The 26,645-nt window shown below is 59.5% G+C and carries 22 protein-coding genes; 11 read left to right on the plus strand and 11 right to left on the minus strand.

Annotated elements, in window-relative coordinates:
- Positions 1 to 163: 163 nt before the first annotated feature.
- From DKW72_RS08270 to DKW72_RS08285, 5 genes are all read right to left on the minus strand, one after another.
- On the minus strand, positions 164 to 997 hold the full coding sequence (locus DKW72_RS08270; protein WP_111641880.1) for an abortive infection family protein: 834 nt from the start codon (positions 995 to 997) through the stop codon (positions 164 to 166).
- A gap of 418 nt (positions 998 to 1,415) precedes the next feature.
- Positions 1,416 to 2,780 carry a DEAD/DEAH box helicase gene (locus DKW72_RS08275; RefSeq protein ID WP_111641881.1) on the minus strand — a complete coding sequence of 455 codons (1,365 nt, stop codon included), beginning with the start codon at positions 2,778 to 2,780 and terminating at the stop codon, positions 1,416 to 1,418.
- A gap of 119 nt (positions 2,781 to 2,899) precedes the next feature.
- On the minus strand, positions 2,900 to 3,037 hold the full coding sequence (locus DKW72_RS16375) for a hypothetical protein (RefSeq protein ID WP_157960439.1): 138 nt from the start codon (positions 3,035 to 3,037) through the stop codon (positions 2,900 to 2,902).
- A 282-nt stretch (positions 3,038 to 3,319) separates the two neighbouring features.
- On the minus strand, positions 3,320 to 4,147 hold the full coding sequence (locus DKW72_RS08280) for an alpha/beta fold hydrolase (protein WP_111641882.1): 828 nt from the start codon (positions 4,145 to 4,147) through the stop codon (positions 3,320 to 3,322).
- 2 nt (positions 4,148 to 4,149) lie between these two features.
- Positions 4,150 to 5,061 (minus strand): LysR family transcriptional regulator, encoded by a 912-nt coding sequence (locus DKW72_RS08285; RefSeq protein ID WP_111641883.1) that lies wholly within the window; start codon positions 5,059 to 5,061, stop codon positions 4,150 to 4,152.
- Between the two features lie 433 nt (positions 5,062 to 5,494).
- On the opposite strand from DKW72_RS08285, the gene DKW72_RS08290 reads away from it, so the two are divergent.
- Positions 5,495 to 6,100, plus strand: coding sequence for an FMN-dependent NADH-azoreductase (locus tag DKW72_RS08290; protein WP_111641884.1), 606 nt, complete (start codon positions 5,495 to 5,497; stop codon positions 6,098 to 6,100).
- 24 nt (positions 6,101 to 6,124) lie between these two features.
- Positions 6,125 to 6,970, plus strand: coding sequence for a pirin family protein (locus DKW72_RS08295; protein WP_111641885.1), 846 nt, complete (start codon positions 6,125 to 6,127; stop codon positions 6,968 to 6,970).
- 68 nt (positions 6,971 to 7,038) lie between these two features.
- Here the strand turns inward: DKW72_RS08295 and DKW72_RS08300 are convergent, their stop codons facing one another.
- Positions 7,039 to 7,437: a hypothetical protein gene (locus DKW72_RS08300; RefSeq protein ID WP_111641886.1), complete on the minus strand. Its 399-nt coding sequence runs from the start codon at positions 7,435 to 7,437 to the stop codon at positions 7,039 to 7,041.
- Between the two features lie 112 nt (positions 7,438 to 7,549).
- Between DKW72_RS08300 and DKW72_RS08305 the strand changes: the two genes are divergently transcribed.
- On the plus strand, positions 7,550 to 9,379 hold the full coding sequence (locus DKW72_RS08305; protein WP_111641887.1) for an ABC transporter ATP-binding protein: 1,830 nt from the start codon (positions 7,550 to 7,552) through the stop codon (positions 9,377 to 9,379).
- 484 nt (positions 9,380 to 9,863) lie between these two features.
- Here the strand turns inward: DKW72_RS08305 and DKW72_RS08310 are convergent, their stop codons facing one another.
- Positions 9,864 to 10,121 (minus strand): hypothetical protein, encoded by a 258-nt coding sequence (locus DKW72_RS08310; RefSeq protein WP_111641888.1) that lies wholly within the window; start codon positions 10,119 to 10,121, stop codon positions 9,864 to 9,866.
- Position 10,122: 1 nt separating this feature from the next.
- Positions 10,123 to 12,348 carry a bifunctional 23S rRNA (guanine(2069)-N(7))-methyltransferase RlmK/23S rRNA (guanine(2445)-N(2))-methyltransferase RlmL gene (rlmKL, locus tag DKW72_RS08315; protein WP_111641889.1) on the minus strand — a complete coding sequence of 742 codons (2,226 nt, stop codon included), beginning with the start codon at positions 12,346 to 12,348 and terminating at the stop codon, positions 10,123 to 10,125.
- A 257-nt stretch (positions 12,349 to 12,605) separates the two neighbouring features.
- On the opposite strand from rlmKL, the gene rmf reads away from it, so the two are divergent.
- The gene (gene rmf / locus DKW72_RS08320) at positions 12,606 to 12,830 is read left to right on the plus strand and encodes a ribosome modulation factor (RefSeq protein WP_111641890.1); all 225 of its coding nucleotides are present in this window, start codon (positions 12,606 to 12,608) and stop codon (positions 12,828 to 12,830) included.
- A gap of 67 nt (positions 12,831 to 12,897) precedes the next feature.
- On the opposite strand, the gene DKW72_RS08325 is transcribed toward rmf, so the two are convergent.
- From DKW72_RS08325 to DKW72_RS08335, 3 genes are read right to left on the minus strand one after another with little or no spacing between them, the layout of a single operon-like run.
- Positions 12,898 to 13,923, minus strand: coding sequence for a quinone-dependent dihydroorotate dehydrogenase (locus DKW72_RS08325; RefSeq protein ID WP_111641891.1), 1,026 nt, complete (start codon positions 13,921 to 13,923; stop codon positions 12,898 to 12,900).
- Positions 13,924 to 13,981: 58 nt separating this feature from the next.
- Positions 13,982 to 14,203: a DUF2835 domain-containing protein gene (locus tag DKW72_RS08330; protein ID WP_111641892.1), complete on the minus strand. Its 222-nt coding sequence runs from the start codon at positions 14,201 to 14,203 to the stop codon at positions 13,982 to 13,984.
- Between the two features lie 3 nt (positions 14,204 to 14,206).
- A complete protein-coding gene (locus DKW72_RS08335) occupies positions 14,207 to 19,075 on the minus strand; it encodes an NAD-glutamate dehydrogenase (protein WP_111641893.1) in 4,869 nt (1,622 codons plus the stop codon).
- A 164-nt stretch (positions 19,076 to 19,239) separates the two neighbouring features.
- Between DKW72_RS08335 and DKW72_RS08340 the strand changes: the two genes are divergently transcribed.
- From DKW72_RS08340 to DKW72_RS08370, 7 genes are read left to right on the plus strand one after another with little or no spacing between them, the layout of a single operon-like run.
- Positions 19,240 to 20,199: an AAA family ATPase gene (locus tag DKW72_RS08340; protein WP_111641894.1), complete on the plus strand. Its 960-nt coding sequence runs from the start codon at positions 19,240 to 19,242 to the stop codon at positions 20,197 to 20,199.
- 3 nt (positions 20,200 to 20,202) lie between these two features.
- Positions 20,203 to 21,162 (plus strand): DUF58 domain-containing protein, encoded by a 960-nt coding sequence (locus DKW72_RS08345; protein WP_111641895.1) that lies wholly within the window; start codon positions 20,203 to 20,205, stop codon positions 21,160 to 21,162.
- A 13-nt stretch (positions 21,163 to 21,175) separates the two neighbouring features.
- Complete coding sequence (locus tag DKW72_RS08350; RefSeq protein WP_157960440.1) at positions 21,176 to 21,661, plus strand: DUF4381 domain-containing protein; 486 nt, start codon at positions 21,176 to 21,178, stop codon at positions 21,659 to 21,661.
- Positions 21,654 to 22,658, plus strand: coding sequence for a VWA domain-containing protein (locus DKW72_RS08355; RefSeq protein ID WP_111641897.1), 1,005 nt, complete (start codon positions 21,654 to 21,656; stop codon positions 22,656 to 22,658). The genes DKW72_RS08350 and DKW72_RS08355 overlap by 8 nt, the downstream gene beginning before the upstream one ends.
- The gene (locus DKW72_RS08360) at positions 22,655 to 24,439 is read left to right on the plus strand and encodes a VWA domain-containing protein (protein ID WP_111641898.1); all 1,785 of its coding nucleotides are present in this window, start codon (positions 22,655 to 22,657) and stop codon (positions 24,437 to 24,439) included. The genes DKW72_RS08355 and DKW72_RS08360 overlap by 4 nt, the downstream gene beginning before the upstream one ends.
- On the plus strand, positions 24,433 to 26,211 hold the full coding sequence (locus DKW72_RS08365) for a BatD family protein (protein WP_111641899.1): 1,779 nt from the start codon (positions 24,433 to 24,435) through the stop codon (positions 26,209 to 26,211). Before DKW72_RS08360 ends, DKW72_RS08365 begins: the two co-directional genes overlap by 7 nt.
- Positions 26,198 to 26,635 carry a polyribonucleotide nucleotidyltransferase gene (locus DKW72_RS08370; RefSeq protein WP_111641900.1) on the plus strand — a complete coding sequence of 146 codons (438 nt, stop codon included), beginning with the start codon at positions 26,198 to 26,200 and terminating at the stop codon, positions 26,633 to 26,635. Before DKW72_RS08365 ends, DKW72_RS08370 begins: the two co-directional genes overlap by 14 nt.
- Positions 26,636 to 26,645: the final 10 nt, after the last annotated feature.

Raw genomic sequence — 26,645 nt, forward strand, 5'->3', positions numbered from 1 at the left:
CGCGTACTCCCGCTCATATTTTAAGTATGAGCAGGAAGCCAGCAGTGCCGTAGCTATTACCAATACTATTCTCATGATTCCCTTGCATAACGCCCGCAACACCGGGCATTTTGTAGCGCAGCGTAAAATTGATCCGTGTTCTTGCGCTTGTTATACAAAATTTCTACCGCCCTCTCTGTTTACAGTCTTGAATGTACCTAAACACTGTATACATCGCATTAACAATGGCGGTTGCTTCAGGGACATCTAACAGGTCATTCACATGGGCGAGGCTCGCCTTATTTCTTAGCGTAGAAAACGCGTCAATAGACGCGGCAAAAGAATTAAGGACTCTGGTAACCTCCTCAGCCCTATGACCTGACGCTTGTAATGCTGGATGAAACTGCCGAAGTTGTTTGAACGCTTTAGATGCCGTAGGGTCGTTGGGTAGATCTATTTGATTGTCGGTACAAAGTTGTACCAAATACCCATGGAGAGCAGTATGAGCGCGATCAATTGCGCTTGAGGAATCCACCGTCCCGATTAAAGCCTTCGCGTCTCCCAAAGCCCTCATCACCGAAGTCGAAATTGATTCACTGAATTCTGGCGCAGCAACACTGCCTGCTGTTTGAATCAACTGATCATCAACAATTTGATAATGATCTTGGTTGTTAAGCAGAATCTGATTGATGTGGTGTACCGTTGGCACAGAAGCACCACTATTCTCCAGCTCCTCTAAAGCCTCATATACAGCAGCTATAAAATTGGGAGCATCCTTCGCTGCATTCTGTGCCTGGCTGGACATGTCAGACTCGGCCCAGTCAAGCGAAGAGCTACGTGCGTAATAATCACCAGAAACTTTGCAGAAGTGTTTCTTAAATACCTCAATTATTTGCTGCCGACTCATTGCTCCCGATACTCTTCTGATCAATGAAGTAAAATCATCTACAGACCGATCGCTGAGCGGTGTCGTTGTTCCCATGGGAAATCTAAGTTCACTTGCCATTTGAAGCGGCATCAGTTACTCCCCATTTTGTATAACATTTATATTGTGCGCATGCGCACATGCCGCTCGAAGGAGCGTCAAGTAAATACCGTAAATTATTGAATTTTTGCATAAAAACAGGAATTCTCACTCCTTGAGTGATCACAAAAACGCGCATGCGCGTTTTTTCCCCTTTGCTGCGCATCTATTTTCTCCGTGCATCCCTAACTGATTGATAAAAGAGCCTTTTTATTTTCTGCCGGGGTGAAAGCGCGCTCACCAATGGCTTTAAGTGTGCACGATTTTTACGCCAATGCAAATATACTGTATGAATTGCTTAAAATTTGGGCAATAAAAAGCCCGCGCTGGGCGGGCTCTTGTTGTGCTGGTTTGTGCGGTTTGGGGTGGGTTGTCGGATTACGCCCTGCGGGCTAATCCGACCTACTCAAACCTAGGCGGCGTTGGGGCGGCGGCCGTTGTTGTTGCGTTTTTGGCCTTGGCCCTGGCTGGGGCGCTGGTTGCGGCTGTTGCCGGGGCTGGCGCTGCTGCCATTACCACTGCGGCCTCTGCCCTGCCCTTGTCCTTGACCACCACGGCGCTGTTGTTGCTGGCCTTGGGGTGCGGGCTTTTTGGCTTTTTTGGGTGCGCGGCCTTTGCTCGGGGTCGGTGATTCCGGGACTTCGTGGTCCGGTTCAAAGCCGTCGATGTATTCGCGCTTGATCACGCGTTGGATCAGGTGCTCGATGCCTTTCAGGTCATCAAATTCGTCGGCGCTCACCAGGGAGTAGGCCTTGCCTTCGGTGCCGGCACGGCCGGTACGGCCGATGCGGTGGACGTAGTCTTCGGCCACGTTGGGCAGGTCGAAGTTGACCACGTGCGGCAGTTGCGCGATGTCGATACCGCGGGCGGCGATGTCGGTGGCAACCAGGGTGGAGATTTTGCCGGCTTTAAAGTCGGCCAGGGCCTTGGTGCGGGCACTCTGGCTTTTGTTGCCGTGGATGGCGGCGGCTTTGATGCCATCGCTTTCCAGGGTTTTCACCAGTTTGTTGGCGCCGTGTTTGGTGCGGCTGAACACCAGCACCTGGGACCAGTCGCGTCCGCGAATCAGTTTGCTGAGCAGGGCCGGTTTACGCTTTTTGTCCACCGGGTAGATGATTTGCGCCACGGTCTCGGCGGTGGAGTTACGTGGGCTCACGTCGATCTCGACCGGGTTGTTGACGATGGTGCGCGCCAGCTGGCGGATCTCGTCAGAGAAGGTGGCGGAGAACATCAGGTTCTGGCGTTTAGCCGGGACCAGCTTGAGGATGCGCTTGATATCGTTGATAAAGCCCATGTCCAGCATGCGGTCGGCTTCGTCCAGCACCAGCACTTCCAGATCGCGAAAGTGAACGGCGTTCTGGTTGTGCAGGTCGAGCAGACGTCCGGGGGTGGCGACCAGGATGTCGACGCCGCGACGCAGTTTTTGCATCTGCGGGTTGATGCCGACACCGCCGAAGACCACGGTGGAGCTGAGTTTGGCGTTTTTGCCGTAGGTTTTTACGCTTTCTTCCACCTGAGCGGCCAGCTCACGGGTGGGAGTCAGGACCAGCGCGCGGACGCTATTGGGCTTGACGCGCGGACCGTCGGCCAGAAGCTGAAGCAGCGGCAGGGTAAAGCCGGCGGTTTTGCCGGTGCCGGTCTGGGCAGCGGCCATCACGTCCCGGCCTTGCAGTACGGCGGGAATGGCTTGGGCCTGGATGGGCGACGGTTGGGTATAACCTTTTTGACGAACGGCGTTAAGCAGGCTTTCTGATAAGCCCAGGGATTCAAAAGACATAGGAGTTCTCAAGGGGAGGTACTGATGGCCCCGCTTGAGACAATATTTCAGCCTTGGGCGGGAATGTGGTGCGTAGTATACAGAGTTTGCGGGTAAATGCCAGTATGGTTACCTGAACCCTACTCCCAGGCAGCCAGCGCAATCTCTCCATTGCCCTGATATTCAAAGGTCACATTCACCATGCCGCCGCTGTCGCTGATCGCCACCAGCTCGTCGCATCTCGCGGTGTCGGCGCATCCGAACGGCTGGCCAAGCATGGTGTACTCCCCATCCTCCTTTACCGTTTTGTTTGATGGTTTGGGTGCCTCAGGTGTCGGATTACGCCCTGCGGGCTAATCCGACCTACTCGAACACCGTGCCTCTGCTCGGTTTTGTCGATAAGTTTTTGTCGGATTACGCCCTGCGGGCTAATCCGACCTACTCGAACACCGTGCCGCTGCTCGGTTTTGTCGATAAGGCGTACCCATGTCCGAGTAGGTCGGGTTAGCGCAGCGTAACCCGACAATGAGGCACCTAACCTATCGAAGCCTTCTTCAAGGCTACTGCGATTCCCTCAAAAAGTCGTACAGCGCTTCCGGCCACAGCTCCAGCCAGCCGCGCCCATGGGTGTTGTCGTCGATCACCTGCAGAGGGTAGCCCAGTCGCTCGGTAAAGGCGCGAGCCACCAGGGGCGGGACTTCTTCGTCCTGGCCGCCGGCCCAATGGGCTTGGGGGATGTCGCTTTCGGTGATTTGTGCGGCCGGGTTGAGTGAGCCCCAGAGGGGGGTGTAACCGTGGTGGCGAGTCCATTCCCGGGTGTCCAGGTTGGCGGCGATGGTGACGATGCCCGCGACCCGCGCCCTTGGCAGCCGGTGGCCGATGAGCATGGCCAGGGTACCGCCGCCGCTATGGCCGATAAGGACCACCTCGCGGTGCTTGTCCCAGTCGACAGCCTGGTTGAGGGCATCGGTCATGCTCGCCACAACGCGCTCGGAGTAGCGTCCCGAGGCCCAGTCGCCGGGGTGGCAGTGGCGGTCGTCCAGGCCGAAGCGGGGCTGGTTGAATTGGCAGGGGCGCCCCAAGTAGAGGGCGTCGGCGCGGGTGTCCCGGCGCATCAGGCGCAGGGACAAGCCGTTCTCCGGGGTCGGGTCGCGGGCGACGAAGTAGCGCCCCACCCAGGCAATGCCATCGCCTTCGATGTAGATGTGCAGCCGGTCGCTGCCCTCCCCGCCCACGCTGGCGCTCTGGCGGGCAATCAGGTGTTGATGCCAGGACGTGTCGATGCGCTCCGTATCCAACTGCTCAACCCACGGCGGCGCTTCGCTTGGCAGGCTCTGGCAGCCCACAAGCAACCCCACCACGACGCCTGTTACAAGCCAGCGCACCACGGTTATGCCCGCTCCCGGTGGGCGCTACAGAGGCCGGGCAGTTGCTCTTTGAGGAGTTGCGCCAGGTAACGGGTGGCCGGCCCGGCGATGTCCCGGTCGGTAAAGGTCAGGTAGGTGGCGGCCTGACGCTCCAGCCCTGCTTCTACCGGCAGCAATCGCAGCCGCCCGGCGCGGATGTCGTCAATCACGTAGGCTTCGGGCAACCAGGCGTAACCCAGGCCTTTGCGCACGGCCTCCAGGGAGGTTTTGGCATGGCTTACGGTCCAGCGCTGTTCGGCTTCCTGCCAGCCCTCGCTGTGGCGCCGGTGGGTGCCGGAATCCCGAATGACCATCTGCCGGTAGTGGCGCAGGTCTTCGTAGGTGACTTTGCGCTCGAAGCGTTGCAGGGGGTGATCCGGGCTGGTGACGCCGAGCATGCTCACGGACATCAGAAAGTCGCCAAAGAAGCCGGGCGGTACGCGGCTGCCGATGGCGAGATCGACTTTGCGCTGTACCAGGGCTTCTTCGGTGCCGCTGAGGACGGATTCGTAGAGTTCGATACGGGTGTTGGGATAGGTGTCGGCAAAGGTGCCCAGGCATTGGAGGATGGCGTCGGAAGGCACCAGCAGGTCGACCGCCATGCGCACCAGGGGTTCGACCCGGGCGGAGAGCTGGCTCGCGGCCAGTTCCAGGCGCTCGGCTTCGTCCAGCAGGTGGCGCGCGCGCCGGTAGAGCAGATCCCCGGCCGGTGTGGCCACGGCACGGCGGCCCTGGAGCTCGAACACCGCGACCCCGAGGGCCGCTTCGATCTGCTGGATGGCGTAGGAGACGGCGGATTGGCTTTTACCCAGGGATTCTGCCGCCTTGGCGTAGCCGCCGGCGTCGATAACGGCGAGGAGTGCGCGCCATTGTTCTAGGGTGACTTTGGCTTCCATTTTTGATCCGTTTTTGGGTCGATTCTTTTAGGGTTCGGTGCCTCAGGTGTCGGATTACGCTTCGCTAATCCGACCTACGCGTAACATCGTGCCAACACCAGGTAGAGGAAACATCGCGTCATTGTCTGCGTAGGTCGGATTAGGCGCAGCCGTAATCCGAGAATGTGGCACCCATAGTCGGCATGCCGATTTCCGGTATCCGACAATGTGGCACCCACATCGAACAATGCACCATCCCCCCACTTCACATCGCACCTGGGGTTGTGGCACCCACCGCGCTTTAATGGCACCGCCATTTGCCTACCCTGCACGGGCTTTAACCCAATATATCAAATTTTTCGATCAATCACCGTTATTGGGTGCTGTGTATCCTTGTGGGACGGGGGTGTTTAATGGATCCCATAGCCAACCGACACATTCAAGGAGTCACCCCATGGCAACGTTACTGCAAATCAATTCCAGTCTTTCTGGCGACAACGGTCAATCCACTGCGCTGGCGAACAAGTTCGCAAAAGAGTGGCTCGCGGGCAATCCCGGCGGCAAGGTGGTGGTTCGCGATCTGGCGGCCAGTCCGGTCCCGCACCTGGACGGTGAGCGTTTTTCCGCGTTTATCACGCCGGCAGACAAGCGCACGGCCGAGCAGAAAGCGGTGGTAGCCCACTCCGACAGCCTGATTCAGGAACTGCGCGACGCCGATGCAATCGTGATGGGTGTGCCCATGTACAACTTTGGTGTGCCCTCGACCCTGAAGGCCTACTTCGATCACGTGGCCCGCTCTGGCGAGACCTTCCGTTACACCGAGAACGGCCCCGAAGGTCTGCTGACCGACAAACCGGTGTATATTCTGGCAGCTCGCGGTGGTGTTTACGCCGGTACCGCGGCGGATTCCCAGACCGGTTACCTGAATGCTTTCCTGGGCTTTATCGGCTTGAAGAACACCCACTTCATCTACGCCGAAGGTCTGGCGATGGGTGATCAGGCCCATCAAGACGCGATTGAGCGCGCGCAAGCGCAAATTAACGAATTGGCAGCCGCGTAAGTCCCGCGGCGCCGGGAGGTCCTTATGCAACGCGAACTGCAACACATCGTACCCGGAATGGCGACCAGCGACGGTGCTGGCGTCAAGATCAAGCGCAGCCTGGGCCAGGCGCCCTACGCCCGCCTGGATCCCTTCCTGATGCTGGATGAGTTCAACTCGGAGAACGCCAACGATTATATCGCCGGCTTCCCGGCTCACCCGCACCGGGGTTTTGAAACCGTCACCTATATGCTCGATGGGCACATGTTGCACGAAGACCATATGGGCAACCGCGGCGACCTGAAAACCGGTGGCGTGCAGTGGATGACCGCCGGGCGCGGCATTATCCACTCCGAGATGCCCCAGCAGTCCGAAGGCCGGATGCGCGGTTTCCAGTTGTGGCTCAACCTGCCGGCGGCGGAAAAGATGAAACCCGCCAACTACCGGGATATCGATCCATCGGAAATTCCGGTGGCGACGCTGCCCGGTGGCGGCAAAGCGAAAGTCATCGCCGGCAGTGTCACCGTCGACGGCAACAGCATCACCGGACCGATCAGTGGCCTCAGTACCGATCCGCAGTATTGGGATGTGCACCTGAGCGCTGACGGTGTGTTCGAGCAACCGCTGCCCGACAGTCACAATGTGTTTGTTTATGTGTATGAAGGCGACATCGCCATCGGCGAGCGCAAATTGACTCACGGCAACGCCGGTATGCTGGGCAAAGGCGACAGCATCCGCGTGACCGCCGGTAAAGACGGTGCCCGCCTGCTGGTATTGGCTGGCATACCGATTGGCGAGCCGATCGCCCAGTACGGGCCTTTTGTGATGAATACGCAAGAGGAGATCGAGCAGGCCATCAACGATTATCGCGCAGGACGACTTGCAGGCTGACCGCTACGGCCCCCCTTTGGTCAGCCACCCGCGCGGCAGATTCTGCCGCGCTTTTTTTTGCCCGCGAATCAGTAAGCGCGCGCGAAACGCAAGGTCAAGGCAGTCACCAGCGACCACACCCAGCAGTACACGATCACAAACAGCGGTGTTAACGTACCCCAGTTCAGGCCAAACAGGCCGCCATGGGTGTGATACGGGAAGTAGAAAAACAGAAATACACCGGCGGGAATCAACGCCAGAAAAAAGCTGCGCAAGAACAGCGAGCCGCGCAAGATGGGGATCATGAACACCAGGCCCCACAAACCGCCCCACACCAGCCCTGAATAGGACCAGATACCGGCCAGGGTCGGCGCCAGACGCACACCAAAGGCCTGCGGGATACCGTTCTGACCTGCAAACCAGGCCACCAAAAAAGCCACCAGAGCACCCAGGCTACCGGCGGCGTACACCATTAACAGCTTACGCATAACAGAAGGTTCCTTGTGAACAAAGTAAAACACCTTAACCGGGTTAAAGCATAGCCGAGTTTGCGCTGCCAGTGCTACCATAAGCGCCCTTGCGATGGAGTCCGCACCACCCATGTTTGCTTTTTTTGAACGTTTGATTGATCCCTTCCCGCCGGAAGAACCGCGCCAGCCGCCCACAACGCTGGTGGCTTTCTGCCGTCACTACACCAAGGGCGTCGGTCGTTTTTTGATCGTGATGTCGCTGCTCGCAGCCATGATCGCACTCATGGAAGTGGCGCTGTTCAGCTTTCTCGGGCAGATCGTCGACTGGCTCAATGACTATACGCCCGCCACACTCTGGGAAGAAAAAGGCACCGCCCTGCTGCTGATGGGTTTTATCGTCCTGATCGCGCTGCCGGTGACCGTATTTTTTCATTCGACGTTGATCCATCAGACCCTGCTCGGCAATTACCCGATGGTGATCCGCTGGCAGGCGCACCGCTACCTGCTCGGCCAGAGCGTGGGCTTTTACCAGAATGAATTTGCCGGGCGGGTTGCAACCAAGGTGATGCAGACCGCACTCGCGGTGCGCGAGTCGGTGATGAAACTGCTCGATGTGTTGCTGTATGTGCTGGTGTATTTTACCGCGATGCTGGTGATGGTGGGTTCGCTCGACTGGCGCCTGATGATTCCGCTCGCACTCTGGCTCGCCGCCTACGCCGGGCTCTTGCGCTTTTTTCTGCCGCGTCTGGCGCGTGTCGCCACCCGTCAGGCCGATGCCCGGGCGGATATGACCGGCCGGCTGGTGGACACCTACACCAATATCGCCACGGTCAAACTGTTTTCCCATTCCCGGCGCGAGTCAGATTACGCACAGGAGGGCATGGGCCGCTTCCTGCACACCGTCTACCCGCAAATGCGTCTCGCGACCCTGCTCAACAGCGGTGTCTGGGCTCTGAATGCGGTGCTGATTTTTTCCATCGGCGCACTCTCCATCTGGCTTTGGGGTCAGGAGGCCATCAGCACCGGCGCCATTGCGGCGGCGCTGGGTCTGGTATTGCGCCTGAACGGCATGTCCCAGTGGATCATGTGGGAAGTATCCACCCTGTTTGAAAATATCGGCACCGCCAAAGACGGTATCAACACCTTCTCGCGCCCCCGGGATGTGGTGGATAAACCCGAGGCCAAGGCGCTCACCGTGACCCAGGGGCATATCCAGTTTGATCAGATGCGCTTTCACTACGGCAAAGGCAGTGGCGTAATCGACAAGCTCACCCTGGATATCAAACCCGGGGAGAAGATCGGTATTGTCGGGCGTTCCGGTGCCGGCAAGTCAACGCTGGTGAATCTGTTGCTGCGCTTTTACGATGTGGAAAGCGGACGCATTGTGATTGATGGCCAGGACATTGCCGAGGTCACACAGGACAGTTTGCGCGCCCATATCGGCATGATCACCCAGGATACCGCCCTGCTCCACCGCTCGGTGCGCGAGAACCTGCTGTACGGGCGCCCGGATGCCTCTGAAGAAGACATGATGCAGGCCGCGCAAGAAGCCGAGGCCCATGAGTTTATTCTCGGTCTGGACGACGGCCAGGGCCGCACGGGTTACGACGCCCATGTGGGCGAGCGCGGTGTGAAGCTCTCCGGCGGTCAACGTCAGCGGGTCGCCATCGCCCGGGTGTTATTGAAAGACGCCCCGATCCTGATCATGGATGAAGCCACCTCGGCGCTGGATTCAGAAGTTGAAGCGGTGATTCAAAGCAATTTGAACCGCCTGATGGAAGGCAAAACCGTGATTGCCATCGCCCACCGCTTGTCTACGATCGCGGCGCTGGATCGGTTGATTGTATTGGACAAAGGCGAGATTGTGGAGCAAGGCACCCACAGCGAATTGATTGCCCAGGAAGGGATCTATGCGCAGCTGTGGGCACATCAGTCCGGTGGGTTTTTGGGGGAGGATTAGTGGCAGCCGTTTACGGTGCCGTCGCATTTATGGATCCGCTGCCTCAGTGTCGGATTACGCCCTGCGGGCTAATCCGACCTACTCGGGACATCGTGCCACTGATCACACACTGGAACTGCGTGCATTATTGTCGGATTACGGCTGCGCCTAATCCGACCTACTCGGGACATCGTGTCACTGATCACATACCGGAACTGCGTGCATTATTGTCGGATTACGGCTGCGCCTAATCCGACCTACTTGGGGCATCGTGCCACTGATCATATACCGGAACTGCGCGCATTATTGTCGGATTACGGCTGCGCCTAATCCGACCTACTCGGGGCATCGTGCCACTGATCACATACCGGAACTGCGTGCATTATTGTCGGATTACGGCTGCGCCTAATCCGACCTACTCGGGACGGCGTGCCATTGTTTGCGTAGGTCGGATTAGCGAAGCGTAATCCGACACCTGAGGCACCCAACCCAAACATTGTGTCCATCACTTGTTGTTCTTATTAAAATACACGTCATACATCAACAACAACAGCCCGACGATAAACGCAAAATGCGCAATAAGCGCCCCCACCACAAAAATCCACGCCAGCCCCACGGGGTTGGCGTCGGCCGGGGCCACCAACATATACAGCATGTAAGGCGCCGCACTCGCGAGCAGCACCACCAGGCCCAGGGCGATGATTTTAAGCCCACGGGTAGCGTCGCTGTTCAGGATACGTTTGATCGGGTTCAGGCTTTTCATATCAATGCTCAATCAGCCAGCACTGGTGAATTTTGCGGTTGCGCTGGAAATCCGGGTCCAGCGTTTGCGCGCTGATGTCTTTGATGTTGAAGTCCGCCAGCGCCTCGGTGTCGAGGGTGAAGCTGCGCAGGTTGTTGGAGAAAAACAGGGTTCCCCCCGCCGCCAGGCTCTGCATGGCCCGCTTGATCAGTGCGACGTGATCGCGCTGAATATCCAGTACATCTTCCATTCGCTTGGAGTTGGAAAAGCTCGGCGGGTCCAACAGTATCAGATCAAATAACTGGTCGTTTTGTTCCAGCCACTGGACGCAATCGGCCTGCTCCAGGCGGTTGCGCGCTTCGCTCAGGCCATTGAGTGCCAGATTCTTACGCGCCCAATCCAGATAGGTGCGCGACATATCCACGCTCAGGGTAAAGCGCGCGCCGGCCTGTGCCGCGTGCACACTGGCCGTGGCCGTGTAGCAGAACAGGTTCAGAAAACGCTTGCCGTTGGCGCGCTCGGCAATCATCTGGCGCACCGGGCGATGATCCAGAAACAGACCGCAATCCAGGTACTGCCACAGATTGATATGCAGGCGCGCCTGCCCTTCGCGCACGCTGATCACGTCACCATTGGGACGCTGGGCGAGCTTCTCGTACTGCTGGGTCCCCTTGTTGCGCCGACGCTGCTTGTAGCTGATGCGGTTGGAGGGAATGTCCAGCACCATGGGCAAGGCCCGCTGAATGTCTTTAAAACGCGCGGCCGCGCTCGCCTCGTTGACCGATTTGGGCGGCGCATACTCCTGCACATGGGCGTAGAGCTGCTCCTGTTTACTCCCTTCCGGGATACCGGTAAACAGATCCACCGCCACCGCGTACTCGGGCATATCGGCGTCATAGATACGATAGCAGGTGATACCCTCTTTTTTGACCCACTTGCTCAGGCCTTTGAGATTCTTGCGCAGGCGGTTGGCGAACATCTTCGCGCCTTCACTGAGATCCGCTTCGGGATCCCCCGGTTTGACTGCGACTGCAGGTCGCTCGGCATAGGCGGCTTCGCGCTCGGCCCGTTCGGCCTGGGCGTGAACGCTGAACATCAGCAGCTCACTGGGGATAAGGCCGTTAAAGAATTTGTATTTTTTATCGGCGCGCATGCCCATCTGTTGGCCCAGGGCCGGGTTGCCGGTAAAGATCGCCGCCTGCCAGCCGCCAAAATCGGCTTTCAGGCGATCGCCCAGGTGGGCGTAAAGCAGCTTCAGGGATTCAACCTCGCCCAGGCGCTCGCCGTAGGGCGGGTTGCAGATCACCAGGCCATGCTCGAGGGTTTTGTGGGTCGGGCGTTTCAGTTCCGCCAGCTCCTTGCGGCTGACCCGCAGCCAGCCGTCCAGGCCAGCGCGGGTGATATTCTCCTCGGCCGCGCGAATCACACGCACGTCGGCATCATAGCCGCGAATCTCGGGTAATGCCTTCGCCAGACCGATGCGGCGGCGCTCGTGGGCTTCGTCCCGCAGCTCCAGCCACAGGTCGTTGCGGTGGTTGAGCCAGCGCTCGAAGCCAAAGCTGGCCCGCTCCAGACCCGGGGCGATATCCGCGGCGATCATCGCCCCCTCAATCAGAAAGGTGCCCGAGCCACACATAGGGTCGATCAGAGCGGCGTTTTCGGCCGCCAGAGCCGGCCAGCCCGCCCGTATCAGCACCGCCGCGGCCAGGTTCTCCTTGAGCGGTGCATTCCCGGCCTTGGTGCGGTAACCGCGCCGATGCAGGCTTTCGCCGGACAGATCCAGGCTCAACACCGCCTTGCCCTTACTCAGGCGCACGTTGACGCGCAGGTCCGGGTCGCGCTTGGCGATATCCGGGCGGGTGCCGCTGAACTCGCGCAAGCAGTCCACGACGGCGTCCTTGACCTTGAGGGCACCGAACTGGCTGTTGCGAATCTGGCGGTTGGTGCCGATAAAATCCACCAGCAAGGTACCACCGGGATTCAGGTGTTCCTGCCAGGGCAAGGCGCGCACGGCGTCGTAGAGCTGATCGGCGCTGTCGCAGTCAAAACGGGTCAGCGGCAGCAGGATTTTGTTGGCCAGACGCGACCAGAGACAGGCCCGATAAGCAATTTCGAGAGGACCGTCGAAATAGACGCCAGCTACGGTTTCTCTGTAACTTTCAGCGCCAAGTCCTTGTAATTCCTCAACTAATAGCCCTTCCAGCCCTTTCGGGCAGGTGGCGAAAAACCGGTGTGTGGATAATGTCATAAACAATAAAACCTGCTGAGAGCCTGACAAGCACATGCGGGCGACTTGTCAATTCTGTTACTAGAGCAATCGGTGCTATAAAGCCGCGATACTATAAATATAAATTCGTTCACAAGCCTCTCGGCTTTTGGTGTACTGAGGCTTCACTTCCCACCCCGCCACCCTTTCAAGGCGGACCGCAGTGCCCCGCAGCTGGCTGATGCTGCTGACCTACACTAACTACTGTCGCAAGTTGTTACAACGAGGTGCACCAATCTATGAAACGCCAAAAACGTGACCAGACCGAACGCGCATATATGAAAGGCTATAAGGCAGGTATTGACGGACGTTCTCGCAGCCTCTGCCCCCACGAAACCGGACAAACCCGCCAACAATGGCTTAACGGTTGGCGCGAAGCGCGCATCGATCACTGGGACGGCTACAATCGCACGGCGCAATTTCAAAAACTGAGCAATATCCACTACAGCGCTGCTAGCGGCTAGCGTACAGATTCAATCGCTTCTCCTACCCTGATAAAGGGTCTACAGCCCGCCACCCGCGGGCTTTCTTTTATTCGTTCCTCAGGTCAGACACGGCACGGATGGCCTCGTTGATCAGTGCCGGGCCCCGATAGATAAAGCCGCTGTACACCTGTATCAGGCTGGCACCGGCCTCCATTTTGGCTCGGGCACTGGCCCCATCCATAATCCCACCGACCCCGATAATGGGGATTTTACCGCCCAGGTGACTGTGCAGTGCGGCAATCACCCGGGTGCTCTTGTCCTGTACCGGCCAACCGCTCAGGCCACCCGCTTCCTCGGCATGCTCGCAACCCGCCACAGCGTCGCGTTCAATGGTGGTATTGGTGGCTATCACGCCATCGATACCCTGCGCCATGAGTAGCTCAGCCACTTGGGCGATGGCACTGTCGTCCATATCCGGCGCAATTTTCACCGCCAGTGGCACGTAGCGGCCCGCGCTCTGGAACTGGCTTTCCTGCTCCTGCTTGAGGGTTTCGAGCAGGTGCTTGAGGCTGTCACCAAACTGGAGGTCGCGCAGCCCCGGGGTATTGGGGGAGGAGATATTCACGGTAATGTAATCAGCGTGGGGATAGACCTTGCGCATACCGATCAGGTAGTCCGAGGCGGCGTCCTCTACCGGAGTTGTGGCATTCTTACCGATGTTGATGCCCAAAATACCCTGATAACGGCGTTTTTTGACCTGTTCAACCAGGTGATCCACGCCCTTGTTGTTAAAACCCATGCGGTTGATGATCGCCTGGCGCTCGGCAATACGAAACATGCGCGGCTTGTCGTTGCCCGGCTGGGGACGTGGCGTGACCGTACCAATCTCGACAAAGCCAAAGCCCAGCTCGCCCAGGGCGTTAAAGTAGTCGCCGTTTTTATCCAGCCCTGCAGCCAATCCGACAGGATTGGAAAACCGCAGTCCCATGACTTCCACCGGGCAGTAATCCGGGGTTTTTGAGAACAGGCCAAGCAGTTTCAGGCGCTCGGCGGCGCCGAGCAGGTCCAGCGTCAATTCGTGAGCGGTTTCAGGATCAAACTTGAACAGGAGTTTTCGGGTCAGATCGTACATGGCAACCGTGGCTTAGCAGCGTGAATAAAGTGGCGCAAGGATACTGGATCGGCGCCTGTTAGTCGATTTTTTCAATAGATTCGAAGCGGTTTTCATCATTGAAACGGATACAAAACCGCCCCCGAATACCCTCCCGGGTCACAAATTTTTGCAGTACCCACGCCGGAAAGCGCACCCGGCGCCCGTCCACGCTGGTGGCCAGCACATGGTAGGCCGTCCCCTGGTACAAGCGCTGATACTCCTCCGCCGATACCGACAGGTTCAGGTAAATTGCGGGCATAGATCAGACATCATCAGTCACGGGCGCGTGCTGACTGGCCTGCACCAGATCCAGCAACTCCCGCAACGCCACCGAGAACATGGCGTAATCCGTGTGCCCGGCGGAATCCAGCTCGTCCACCACGGTGTGCCAGCGTTTGATCAGTGGCGCCTGCTGTGCACGCCAGCGCTCCAGGCGGGCCTGGGCGTCCGCGCTCCCGGCGTCACTGCGGGCAAGGGACACCACCAGGCTGCGCAGTTGGGATTCCAGGTCGTCGAGCAGGGTTTCCCGTGCCCGCGCCTGCCAATGGTTGGTGACCGGCACTTCCGTCAGCTGTTGGGTGAAGCGGTAAAGCCCCAGTTGATCCGCCAAGCCAAAATATATGCTCGCCACAGCCTCCAGCTCAGCGCCACTTTGGCGCGCCGACTCTACCAGCCCGAGGCCGCTGTAGAGGTAACCCGGGGCACCCGCGTTGCGTGCCAGCGCCTCGGGCACACCGGCATCGGTCAGTTGGGCGGTGCGCTCATCCCACTCCTGCTTGGCGGCATCGTCCAGTAGCGTCGAGAGTTGCTCGGCCAGCAGCTTGAAATGCTGATGGAAATAGGCGATTTCCGCTTGTGGGTTCAATTGGCTGCGACGGTTGCGCAAGAACCAGCGGGTCGCGCGGCGCACCCGGCGCATCATCACCGACATCAGTTCGGTTTGCAGCCCGCCGGGTACTTTGAAGTCGAGCGCCTTGAGCTGGCGAGTAAAGTCATCGAGCGCGTAAATGCCCCGCGCCGTCACGTAAGCCCGCGCCACTTCACTCACCGGCGCGCCGGTGGATTCGAGCAAACGCTGGGCAAAGCTGATGCCCATATTGTTGACCATGTCGTTGGCGATCTGGGTAGCGACCAGCTCACGGCGCAGCTTGTGATTATGCACAGCGTTCTGGAAGCGCTCGCGAATCGCCCGAGGGAACGCCAACTCAGCAAAACCCACCAGTGCTGGATCATCCGCCAGGTTGGTTCTGGCCAGGTCCTCTTTGAGAATAACTTTGGCATAGGACACCAAGACCGCCAGCTCGGGCCGCGTCAGGCCCTGGCCTTGACTCTCGCGCTCCTGCAGGGTCTCTTCGTCCGGTAAAAATTCCAGTACCCGGTCGAGCCGCTCCTCACTGTGCCAGGTGTTGATCAGGCGCCGGTACTCGGGTCCCCGATGCAGCGCCTCAGCAGAGGCCATACTGATGGCCCGGGATTGTTGGTAGTTGTTTTCCAGAACCAGCACTGCAACATCTTCGGTCATCTCCCTGAGCAGCTGGTTGCGCTGCTTCTCGGTCATGTCGCCCGCGACCATCACTTCGTTGAGCAAAATTTTGATATTGACTTCGTGATCCGAGGTATCGACACCCGCGGCGTTGTCGATAAAGTCCGTATTGCAGGCGCCGCCATTCAGGGCATACTCAATGCGACCCAACTGGGTCATGCCCAGATTCCCGCCCTCGCCGATGACTTTGCAGCGCAGTTCGTTGCCGTTTACGCGCAGACTGTCATTGGCTTTGTCGCCCACCTGGGCGTGCGTTTCCGACTCGGATTTGACGTAGGTGCCGATGCCACCGTTCCAGAGCAAGTCTACCGGCGCCTTCAGCAAACGGTTGATCAACTCGTTCGGTGTCAGGCGGGACTCTTCTATGGCAAAGCATTCCTGCATCTGCGGGCTGATGTCGATGGACTTGGCGTCCCGACTGAAGACACCGCCCCCCTCACTGATCAGGGACTTGTCGTAATCGTCCCAGCTGCTGCCCGGCGTATTGAACAGCCTCTGACGCTCGACAAAGCTCGCGGCCGAGTCCGGGTTGGGATCGATAAAGATGTGCAGGTGGTTGAAGGCCGCCGTCAGGCAAATGTGCTCTGACAACAACATCCCGTTGCCAAAGACATCACCGCCCATGTCGCCGATGCCCACCACGGTAAAGTCCTCGGCCTGAATATTCAGGTCGCGCTCCATAAAGTGGCGCTGCACGGCCACCCAGGCACCGCGGGCGGTAATGCCCATGCCTTTGTGGTCGTATCCCTGGGAACCGCCGGAGGCGAAGGCGTCGCCAAGCCAGAAGTTGTAATCGTTGGAGATCTCGTTGGCGATATCGGAAAAGGTCGCGGTGCCTTTGTCGGCGGCCACCACCAGGTAGGGGTCGTCGTTATCGTGACGCACCACATCTTTGGGCGGCACCACTTCGCCCTCGATCAGGTTGTCAGTAACATCCAGGAGGGAGCGGATAAAACTTTGGTAGCAGACTATCGCCTCTTTGCGCAGAGCATCGCGATCGCCGCCAACCGGTGGCCGCTTGCAGACAAAGCCGCCCTTGGCACCCCCGGGAACAATCACGGAGTTCTTGACGTGCTGGGCCTTGACCAGCCCGAGCACTTCGGTGCGGTAGTCCTGCAAGCGATCCGACCAACGCAACCCGCCCCGGGCAACTCTGCCCGCCCGCAGGTGCACCGCCTCGACCCGCGGTGAGTAGACAAACACCTCGTACAGCGGACGCGGCTCGGGCAGGTCGGGAATGGTGCGCGGACTGAGCTTGAGTGCCAGCGCCGATTTGGCACTGCCGTCGGCATTGCTCTGGAAATAGTTGGTGCGCAGGGTCGCGGTCATCAACGCCAGGTAGCGGCGCAGAATGCGATCCTCGTTGAGGTTGGCCACCCCTTCGAGACCGTCGGTGATGCGCTTGGTCAACCGCTCGATCCGCTCGCGATCTTTCGCGCGCCCCTGATTCAGACGGGGGTCAAAACGGGCTTTGAACAGCGCCACCAGATTGCGGGTAATGGCACTTTGGTTCAGCAGTGCGTTGGCAATGTATTGCTCTGAGAAGGCAAACAGGGTTTGGCGCATGTAAGCGGCGTAGGCGCGCAGCATCGCCACTTCCTGCCAATTCAGGCGCGCACCCAGCACCAGGCGATTGAACGCGTCGCTCTCGGCGTAGCCGCGCCAGATGGCCGCAAAGGCATCCTGAAACGCGTGTCGCACGGCGTCGATATCGATATCCACGGACTGGTGATAGCTCAACTGGAAGTCGTGCAACCAGACCCGCGCCCCGTTGCTCGGGCGGATCTGGTAGGGATGCTCCGCCAGCACACGCAGGCCCAGGTGCTCGAGAATCGGAATGACGTCGGACAGTTCCAGGGCGTTTTCCAAATGCAGTATTTTAAAACGCATCTCGCCATGTTGCGCGCCCAGGGGCTGATAAAAGCTCATGGCGATATCATTGCGCGAGCCCAACGCCCGACTGAAATCGATATCCTGCACTGCAATGCGCGCCTCGAAATGCTCGCGGTAGGCGGAGGGGAAGGCATCGGCGTAGCGCCGGGCAAGCTGGCTGCCCTGCTCTTCCCCGTGAGCTTCATGCAGCGCCTGATACAGGTGATCTTCCCAGGAACGACTGAGCGCGACCACTTTCGCCTCCAGCGCTTGAGGGTCGTAATCCAGGCTCCGGTTAGGGTCGACCTTGAACACCATATGCACCCGCGCCAGTATCGACTCCGAATAATAGGTGGTGAACTCGTACTCTTCGGCGTGCAGGACGTCGGCAATCAACTGCTGCACTTTTTCCCTCAGGCGGGTGTTGAATACATCCCGGGGAATATAGACGATGGCATTGACAAACTTGCCAAAAATATCCGGACGCATAAACAGTCGTACCTGGTAGCGCTCGTTGATTGCCGCCACCTGGTTGACCGTGTCGTAGAGTTGGTTACTGGTACTTTGGAACAATTCATCACGAGGAAAGGTTTCAAGCACCTGTTGCAAGGCCTTGCCGTCGTGGCTGTTGGGGTTGAGGCCGGTGCGCTCAAACACCCGGCTGACCTTTTCCCGAATCAGCGGGATGGCTTTTGGGCTGGCGGTGTAGACCCGCGAGGTATAGAGCCCCAGTAACCGGGCCTCGCCACACACGTCACCATTTTGGTCGACCCGTTTTACCACGATGTAGTCCGGGTAAGCCTGGCGGTGAATGCGCGAGCGCTCATTGGATTTGGAGAACGCCACCACCTGCGGGGTCAGGTAGAAGCGGCTCATGCCCTCATCGAAGTCGCTTTCAAGAATACAGGCCGCCTCGGCCTGTTTGCGAAACAACCCCAGGCGGCGCTCGCGTTGCTCCTGTAAACACCGGCCTTTATCGCTCTCCTCGAAGTCGTATTCGCTGTAGCCCAGAAACGTAAAGTGGTCATCCAATAACCAGTCGAGAAAGGCCTGACTTTCTTCAACCTGCTGCACGCATTGATTGTCCTGGGCCAAAGCCAACCCGGCACGCAGCGTCTTCACTGCATCCGTCATGGGTTTAAAGTCCCCGACCACCTGAACCACATCTTTGAGCACGGCGCGCAGGGATTTTTCCAAGGCATGCAATTCACCGAGGTCGCTCTCCCGGTTGATTTCCATCACCACCAGCGCTTCGCGCGGATGACTGCCATCGCCATTGGGGTCCCCGAGGTACTGGATCTCGCCCTGTGTCCTTTCAACTTGCATGACCGTACTTTTGATGCGATGAATCGCAATGTTTCGCCGGTTGAGCTCAATACGAATGGAATCCACCAGGAACGGCATGTCCCGCTGCACAACCACCAGCAAGGTGTGCGGACACACCCAGCCATCATTTTCCAGACTGGGGTTGAAGGCCTGGATTCGGGGCTTGCTACCGTCGAACTGGGAGAGGCTGCGCCAGTGGGAATAGAGCGCGCCAAAGATATCATTCAGCGGACGATCGGCCACTTCGTCAAGCGGATAGCGGTTAAAAAACAACCGACAAAAGTCTCTCAGTGGCGCTGACAACTCAGCATCCAGCTGATCTTTTGCCCACGCGTCGAGTTGAGCGACCAGTGATTCGCTATCGCGGGTATCGGCAACCAGGTTCTCCAAAGCGCTACTCCTGTCATGTCCAACCAGTGAATATATCTGTCAGCATAGCCCATTCACCCTTGAATTTGGGGGAACTGGCCGTACTATAACCGGTCTATCGAGCACGTAGCGGCTTGGCATCTCAAGCCACACACATAACACTCAACCGTTTCGAGAAGCATAGCATGCAGGCACACCAAGCTCTTCACAGCGTCAGCCAGTGGCTGAACCAGCAAATCGTCGGACAAGACCACCTCGTTGAACGTCTCTTGATCGCGCTCCTGGCTGACGGCCATCTGTTGGTGGAGGGTGCGCCCGGGCTGGCCAAGACCAAGGCGGTCAAGGCCCTGTCCCAGGCCGTGGAGGGTAACTTTCACCGGGTTCAGTTCACCCCGGACCTGTTGCCTTCGGATGTGACCGGCACCGACATCTACCGGCCCGAAAATGGCAGCTTCGAATTCCAGCCCGGGCCGATTTTCCATAACCTGGTACTGGCGGATGAGATCAACCGGGCGCCGGCCAAGGTTCAGTCGGCCCTGCTCGAAGCCATGGCCGAGCGTCAGGTGAGTGTGGGCAGCAAGACCTATCCCCTGCCCGCCCTGTTTATGGTGATGGCAACCCAGAACCCCATCGAGCAGGAGGGCACCTACCCGCTGCCCGAGGCCCAGCTCGACCGCTTTCTATTGCACGTGACAGTGGATTACCCGGAAGTGGAAGCCGAACGTCAGATCCTGCGCCTGGCGCGCGCCGAAGCGGCTGCCGAACAACCCCAGGCCCCGGCACCGATCGCCCAGGAGACGCTGCAAGCCGCCCGCCAGGAAGTGCTGGCCATGCACATGGCCCCGGCGGTTGAGGAGTATATTGTGCAACTGATCAACGCCACCCGCCGGCCCGGTCTGTACGATGCCGATCTGGCGGGTCTGATCGACTACGGTGCCAGCCCTCGGGCAACCATTGCCCTCGACCGCTGTGCCCGCGCCCACGCCTGGTTGGCGGGCAAGGACTTTGTCAGCCCCGATGATGTTCAGGCCGTGGCCCACGACTGTCTGCGTCACCGTATCATTCTGAGTTTTGAAGCCGAGGCCACGGGCACCACGCCTGACAAGGTCATCGATCAACTGCTCAGCGCCGTGCCCCTGACCTAAGCCATGACCCGAGCTGTGCGCGAACCCGAGTCAGTCAATCCCGAGGGCGCTTACTGCGACCTCAATGCGCTCTTGCGCCTGCGCCACAGCGCCCGCTTTCTGAACCTGTCCAGTCCGCGCCCCGCGCGCAGTCAGTTGGCCGGTGCACAACGCACCGTACGGCGCGGCCGGGGTATGGATTTCGAGGAAGTGCGGGTTTACCAGCCGGGCGATGATATTCGCTCCATTGATTGGCGCGTTACGGCCCGCACCCAGGTGCCCCACACAAAAATCTATCGCGAGGAGCGTGAGCGCCCGGTGATTCTGCTTACCGACCAGCGCGCGCCCATGTTTTTTGGCAGTCAACAGTGTTTTAAATCCGTGGTGGCCGCACACCTGAGCGCGCTGATTGCCTGGGCCACGCTTGAGGCCGGCGACCGCATCGGCGCACTGGTGTTTGGGCCGAACGGCCAGCGCGATGTGCGCCCTCGCCGCAGCAAGCACGCGGTGCTGGAAGTACTGCAACAACTGCAAGCTTACAACCATGCGCTCACAACACCGGTTGCCGAGCCCAACGATCAGAACCTCGAGAGCTTGTTGCGTGACGCCCGACGCGTGGCGCGCCCGGGCAGTGCGGTCTTTATTCTGAGCGACTTTCACGATCTGGACGACGCTGGCAAGCAACAACTGTTTGAGTTGGCGCGGCACACTGAGGTGACCCTCATCCACATTTACGACCCGCTGGAAGCCGCGTTTAGCGCCAATGGCCAACTCGCTATCAGCGACGGTCACGAGCAACTGCAACTCCCGGCAGGTGACCGTGACTTTCAGCGGGCATGGCAGCAACAGTTCGCAGCCCAGCAGACCCGGCTGGTGGATACCGCGGGCGAGCTGCGGTTGCGGCTGCTGAGCTTTTCCACCACTGACGATTGCCTGCGTCTGCTGCGCGATGCTTACGGCACGCGGGGCAAACGCCGATCATGATACGAGTACACACATGAATCCGCAGGACCCCTTACAACAGTTGCGTGATATTCACGCCCCGGACGCCGCCAGTTGGTGGCCCCTGGCGTGGGGCTGGTGGCTGGTGATTCTGGTGGTTGGGATCGCGCTCCTGTGCGGCGTCTGGTGGCTGTTGCGTCGTAAACGCCGGAACCGTTACCGGGCACAGGCCCTGCAAGAGGCGGAGGTTCTGTGGCGACACTATCAAACCGAGGGCAATACGCTTCTGTATCTGGAGCAGGTCAATCGCTTGCTGCGCCGCTGTCTATTGCACCTGCGCCCCAGGGCCGAAGTCGCCCGCTTGCAGGGCGACGCCTGGTTGAAGCAGTTGGCGGCCGTGTGTCCCGAGTGCGCTCCGGCGCTGCGCGAGGGCAGCGGGCGTGTCCTGGCCGATGGCCACTACCGCCCCAACCCGGAAGCCGACATCGATAAACTCCACCCCTTGATTCTCACCTGGATCAGGGAGCACCGCGATGCTTGAGTTTCAATGGCTGTGGCTCTTTCTGCTGTTACCCCTGCCGCTGTTAATGCGGGCCTTACCGCCCGCTGAAGTCCGTCAGGCCGCCGTTCGCGTACCCTTCTACAACACCGCCAAGCGTTTGCAGGGACAAGGCCTGCGCGCGCAGCGCCGCTGGCTCGGTCGGAGTCTTTTATGGCTGATCTGGATTTTGCTGGTCACCGCCGCCGCCAATCCTCGCTGGCTCGGCGAGCCGGTTTCGCAGGTGACCACCGGGCGCGATGTCCTGATCGCAGTGGATGTTTCCGGCAGTATGCGAATCGAAGATATGCGTCACCGCGGCGAGATGATTGATCGCCTGCAAGCCATCAAGATCGTTATTGGCAACTTTATCGAACGCCGACGTGGCGATCGTTTGGGCTTGGTCCTGTTCGGCTCACAAGCTTATCTGTATGCCCCCCTTACTCACGACCTGGACACGGTCAACCAGCTATTGCAGGAAACCGAGATTGGCTACGCCGGCGAGCGAACCGCAATTGGTGACGGTATCGGATTGTCCGTTAAACGGCTGCGCGAACGCCCCGAGAACCATCGCCTTTTGCTGATACTGACTGACGGTGCCAACAACGCGGGCGAACTGACCCCTGAGCGTGGGGCGCAACTGGCGGCGATGGAGGGTATCACCATCTATTCCATGGGTTTTGGTGCTGAAGAGATGACGGTCGATGGCTTCTTTGGCCAGCGCACCGTCAACCCCACTCACGACCTGGATGAAGACGCCATGATTGCAGTGGCTGAAATGACGGGCGGTCGTTACTTCCGTGCACGCAACATTGAAGAGCTGGAAGAGGTTCACCGTGAGTTCGACCGCCTGGAGCCGATTGAACTGGATGAACGGGTTTATCGGCCCTTGCGCACACTCTTTTATTGGCCCCTGGGCGCTGCACTGTTGCTGAGTGCCCTGATGGCAATCGGGCGCAGCGTACCCAACGTTGGCAAACGCCGGGAGGTGTCCGCATGAGTGCGTTTGTCGAGCACTTTCATTTACTGCGGCCCTGGTGGTTGCTCGCCCTGATTCCCTTGCTGGGGCTGGCATGGCTGGTATGGCGGCAGAAATACGGCGCCCATCAATGGCAGAAACTGATAGCACCCGCCTTATTGCCTTATCTTGAGGACGCCGGCAGCCGCCGCCCCCGCCGCCACCTGCTGTGGGGTCTTATCGGCGCCTGGTGCCTGGCGGTCCTGGCTCTGGCGGGACCCACCTGGGAGCAACGACCCACGGCGGCTCATACCACCGGCGACGCACTGGTGGTCGTGCTCGACCTGTCGCCGTCGATGCTGGCAGAGGACATCAACCCCTCACGCCTGGTGCGAGCACGCCTGAAGGTGGCCGATATTCTGCAGCGGCGCACCGAGGGCGAAACGGCGTTGATCAGCTATGCCGGAGATGCCCACGTGGTGTCCCCGCTGACGGATGACAGCAACACCATCATCAATCTGTTGCAGGTGCTGCACCCAAGCCTGATGCCCCTGCCCGGCAGCAACACCGAAGCCGCGATTGAACAGGCCGAGGCGCTGCTGGCCAACGCCAATGTTCGCGCCGGCCATATTCTACTGGTGACCGACGGTGTGGTGAGCAGTGCTCGCGACAGCATCCGCCGCCAACTGGAAGACAGCCCGCACCGCTTGTCGATCCTCGGCGTAGGCACCGAGGACGGCGCCCCCATCCCCAGTGGCAGCGGCGGTTTTGTGCGCGACCGCAGTAACAATATCATTGTGGCGCGCCTTGAAAGTCGCCCACTCCAACAGCTGGCGGGGCAACTGGACGGACGCTACCACACACTCACCAGTGACGAGCGGGATCTCGATTATTTGCTGGCCGACACCCCGGCGCTGGCCGATGCCGAACGCGAAAGCGGCCAGCAGTTTGATACCTGGTACGACCGGGGGCCCTGGCTGGTGCTGTTCCTCCTGCCAGTCGCTCTGTACAGTTTCCGGCGCGGACTGCTCGCCGCCTTGATCTGTGCGCCTTTACTCCTGGCGACACCGCAAACCAGCTATGCACTCGGCGCAGAAACACTCTGGCTGAATCGCGATCAGCAGGCGCAGCGACAACTCGAGCGCGCCAATGCGCTTTATCGCGCAGGTGACTACGAAGCGGCAGCGCAAGCCTTTGCCGAATTCGACCAGCCTCGCGCCCATTACAACCGGGGCAATGCCCTGGCCCGCAGTGGCGATCTGGAGGGCGCACTGGACGCCTATGACCAGGCACTCGAGGCCGACCCGGATTTTGACGATGCCCGCTTTAACCGCGAACTGGTGGAGCAACTGCTCGATCAGCAGGAAGACCAGTCCCAGGACCAGGACTCGGACAACGGCGATGACGAAGGCGAGCCGGGCGAGAACGGGCAGGATGGCGGCGACGGTGATCAACAACAGAACGGCGAGCCTCAGCAGGGCCCCGACGATGACAGCGCACATCCCGACGATGCCGACGCCAACGATGAAGACAGCGCCCAGGATGAACCTCAGGAACCCGGTGAGGAGCAGACGGGTGACGACCAGACCGCTGCCGACGAAGAACTGGAAGATCGTATCGACGAGGTACGCGAACAATTGGCCCAGGAAGAAGGTCTGAGCGACGAAGAACGCCAATCCCTGGAGCAGTGGTTGCGCCGGGTACCGGACGATCCGGGCGGATTGTTACGGCGCAAATTTGAACATCAACACCAACAGCAACAGCGCCAACGGATGCGCGAACGCTTGGCGCCCGCGGCGCCGGATGCGGAGGAACGATGGTAGCCTGGTACACATTCAAAAAACACCTTGGCCTGACCCTTGTGGTCGCGGCACTGGCACTACTCGCCGCCCTACCCAGCGCGGCCGCCAACGAACTGAGCGCCAGCCTGGATCGCAACCAGGCCACGCTGGGCGATACCCTGACCTTGCGTGTGCGCTTTATGGGGCAGCGTGTACAACAGGATCCGGACTTCAGCGCGCTGGAAGATGACTTTGAGATTCTCGGCACCCAGCGCAGTAACCAGATGCGTATTATCAATAACCAGACCGAGTCCTGGACCGAGTGGCGCCTGACGCTCGCGCCTAAACGTGCCGGTGAGTTGCAGATACCGGCCGTCGAGTTCGGGGGCCAGCGCAGCGAACCACTCACGCTGACGGTGCGCGAACCCAGTAGCGGACGTGACGGCGCTGCCCGCGACGACATCTGGGTGGAAGTGAGTTTGAGTAAAGACAACCCCCATGTTCAGGAGCAGGTGCTGATGACCGTGCGCCTGTTTACTTCAGTAGATTTGCAGGCCGTTGAATTACAGCCTCTGGAGCTTGAGGACGCTCTGGTGGTGGAGGTGGCCGAGAATCGCTATCGCCGCCAAATTGATGGTGTGAATCACGGCATTATTGAAAACACCTTTGCCCTCTTCCCGCAACGCAGCGGTGAGCTGCGCATTCCCGCACTGGCTTACAGCGTATCTCTCGGCAGCAGCCGGCGCGATCTATGGGGCAACCTGCACGGCACCGGTCGCAGTGGCTTGCGTCGGTTGCGCACGGAATCCAAAATGCTTGAGGTGCAACCGATTCCGGGTGAAGCCCGAGGCGAGCGCTGGATGCCTGCACGGGATGTCGAGTTGAGTGAACGCTGGAGCCGGGACCCGGACAGTCTGCAAGTGGGTGAACCGGTGACTCGGTCCATCACCATCAATGCCGATGGCTTGAGCGGTGCACAAATCACGCCACTGGGGGAGGCCCGCATTGACGGCTTCAGCTACTACCCCGACCAACCCCAGACCGATGAGCAACGGGATGCATCGGGCGTGCGTGGGACCCGCATGGAAACCGTAGCCATGGTGCCACGTCGCGCTGGCCGGCACACCCTGCCGGAAGTCACCCTGCGCTGGTGGAACACCGAAAGCCAGCGCTTTGAAACGGCCACCTTACCTGAGCGTCGCGTCCGTGTGCAGGCGGCGCCGGGCAGTATCGAAGACGACCGTCAGGCGGTGGAACAACCCGGAGCCAGCCTGGCCGACACGGGCGCCAGTCTGTACCGCGACACACCGTCACAGGATGAGCCGCGGGTAGTCACCTTCGTGGCCTGGTGGTGGATTGCCGGCGCGGTTTTCTTTGCGCTCCTGAGCGCCCTGCTCGCCTTGATGCTCTGGCTCAGTCGCCGTCAACTCTACCGGCTGACCCATACCGAGAATGCCCCGGTACTCGATCGCAATGAAGCCATTCTGTGGCGGCAGATGAAGCGTTCAAGTGCCGACAATGATCTGAATGCACTGCGGCAGCAACTGATTCGGTGGGCGCAGCGTCATTGGCAAACGGACAGCCTGCACCGTTTGGACCAGATCATTGCGCGTACAGACAATGAGACCCTGCACCGTTTGCTGCGGCAACTGGACCAGATTCTGTTCAGCGGTAGCACCGCGACAGATTTTGACAGCGGCGCCCTGCTTCAGGAAGTCGCCGCCCTGCGGCGCGAAAAACGCGACCGCCATTACGGCAAGAACAAGGCGCCGCTGCCACCCCTGTATCCGGAGGAGACCCATGCCGACACGTAAACCCATCGCCATCGCCCTGAGCGCCCTTCTGGTTACCCAACTCACGGCCTGCGGCACCGTGCTTTACCCCGAGCGCCGCGGCCAGACCGGCGGCGACCTGGACGTCGCCGTGGTGCTGATGAACACCATCGGCCTGGTTCTGTTTGTGGTACCCGGGCTGATCGCCTTTATCGTGGACTTTTCCACCGGCGCGATTTATTTGCCCAGCGGGACCAGTGTTCAATTGACCGAGGATGAATTGCAGCAGGTGGTAAAGGGAGGGCAACTGGACAAGGCCGCATTACACGACGTGTTGATGGCGCGCGGTTTGGTGGATGAAGCGCAGGAAGTGAGTGCGTGGGAGGTACGTGAATTGGATGCCGGAGCGGACGTCAATGCCGCGCTGGCACCCTATCGGTCGATGAATCTGGTGGCGGGCTGGTAACCCAGCCCAC

The sequence above is a fragment of the Marinimicrobium alkaliphilum genome, from assembly GCF_003259155.1.
In the GTDB taxonomy this organism is placed as follows: Bacteria; Pseudomonadota; Gammaproteobacteria; order Pseudomonadales; family Cellvibrionaceae; genus Marinimicrobium_A; species Marinimicrobium_A alkaliphilum.

Excerpts from the sequence above, each read along its gene's own strand:
- rlmKL (WP_111641889.1), bottom strand. The coding sequence starts at position 12,348 with ATGACATTATCCACACACCGGTTTTTCGCCACCTGCCCGAAAGGGCTG.
- rmf (WP_111641890.1), top strand. The coding sequence starts at position 12,606 with ATGAAACGCCAAAAACGTGACCAGACCGAACGCGCATATATGAAAGGC.
- DKW72_RS08340 (WP_111641894.1), top strand. The coding sequence starts at position 19,240 with ATGCAGGCACACCAAGCTCTTCACAGCGTCAGCCAGTGGCTGAACCAG.
- DKW72_RS08365 (WP_111641899.1), top strand. The coding sequence starts at position 24,433 with ATGGTAGCCTGGTACACATTCAAAAAACACCTTGGCCTGACCCTTGTG.
- DKW72_RS08355 (WP_111641897.1), top strand. The coding sequence starts at position 21,654 with ATGCTTGAGTTTCAATGGCTGTGGCTCTTTCTGCTGTTACCCCTGCCG.
- DKW72_RS08325 (WP_111641891.1), bottom strand. The coding sequence starts at position 13,923 with ATGTACGATCTGACCCGAAAACTCCTGTTCAAGTTTGATCCTGAAACC.
- DKW72_RS08310 (WP_111641888.1), bottom strand. The coding sequence starts at position 10,121 with ATGAAAAGCCTGAACCCGATCAAACGTATCCTGAACAGCGACGCTACC.
- DKW72_RS08350 (WP_157960440.1), top strand. The coding sequence starts at position 21,176 with ATGAATCCGCAGGACCCCTTACAACAGTTGCGTGATATTCACGCCCCG.
- DKW72_RS08305 (WP_111641887.1), top strand. The coding sequence starts at position 7,550 with ATGTTTGCTTTTTTTGAACGTTTGATTGATCCCTTCCCGCCGGAAGAA.
- DKW72_RS08295 (WP_111641885.1), top strand. The coding sequence starts at position 6,125 with ATGCAACGCGAACTGCAACACATCGTACCCGGAATGGCGACCAGCGAC.
- DKW72_RS08360 (WP_111641898.1), top strand. The coding sequence starts at position 22,655 with ATGAGTGCGTTTGTCGAGCACTTTCATTTACTGCGGCCCTGGTGGTTG.
- DKW72_RS08370 (WP_111641900.1), top strand. The coding sequence starts at position 26,198 with ATGCCGACACGTAAACCCATCGCCATCGCCCTGAGCGCCCTTCTGGTT.
- DKW72_RS16375 (WP_157960439.1), bottom strand. The coding sequence starts at position 3,037 with ATGCTTGGCCAGCCGTTCGGATGCGCCGACACCGCGAGATGCGACGAG.
- DKW72_RS08330 (WP_111641892.1), bottom strand. The coding sequence starts at position 14,203 with ATGCCCGCAATTTACCTGAACCTGTCGGTATCGGCGGAGGAGTATCAG.
- DKW72_RS08285 (WP_111641883.1), bottom strand. The coding sequence starts at position 5,061 with ATGGAAGCCAAAGTCACCCTAGAACAATGGCGCGCACTCCTCGCCGTT.
- DKW72_RS08270 (WP_111641880.1), bottom strand. The coding sequence starts at position 997 with ATGCCGCTTCAAATGGCAAGTGAACTTAGATTTCCCATGGGAACAACG.
- DKW72_RS08345 (WP_111641895.1), top strand. The coding sequence starts at position 20,203 with ATGACCCGAGCTGTGCGCGAACCCGAGTCAGTCAATCCCGAGGGCGCT.
- DKW72_RS08275 (WP_111641881.1), bottom strand. The coding sequence starts at position 2,780 with ATGTCTTTTGAATCCCTGGGCTTATCAGAAAGCCTGCTTAACGCCGTT.
- DKW72_RS08290 (WP_111641884.1), top strand. The coding sequence starts at position 5,495 with ATGGCAACGTTACTGCAAATCAATTCCAGTCTTTCTGGCGACAACGGT.
- DKW72_RS08300 (WP_111641886.1), bottom strand. The coding sequence starts at position 7,437 with ATGCGTAAGCTGTTAATGGTGTACGCCGCCGGTAGCCTGGGTGCTCTG.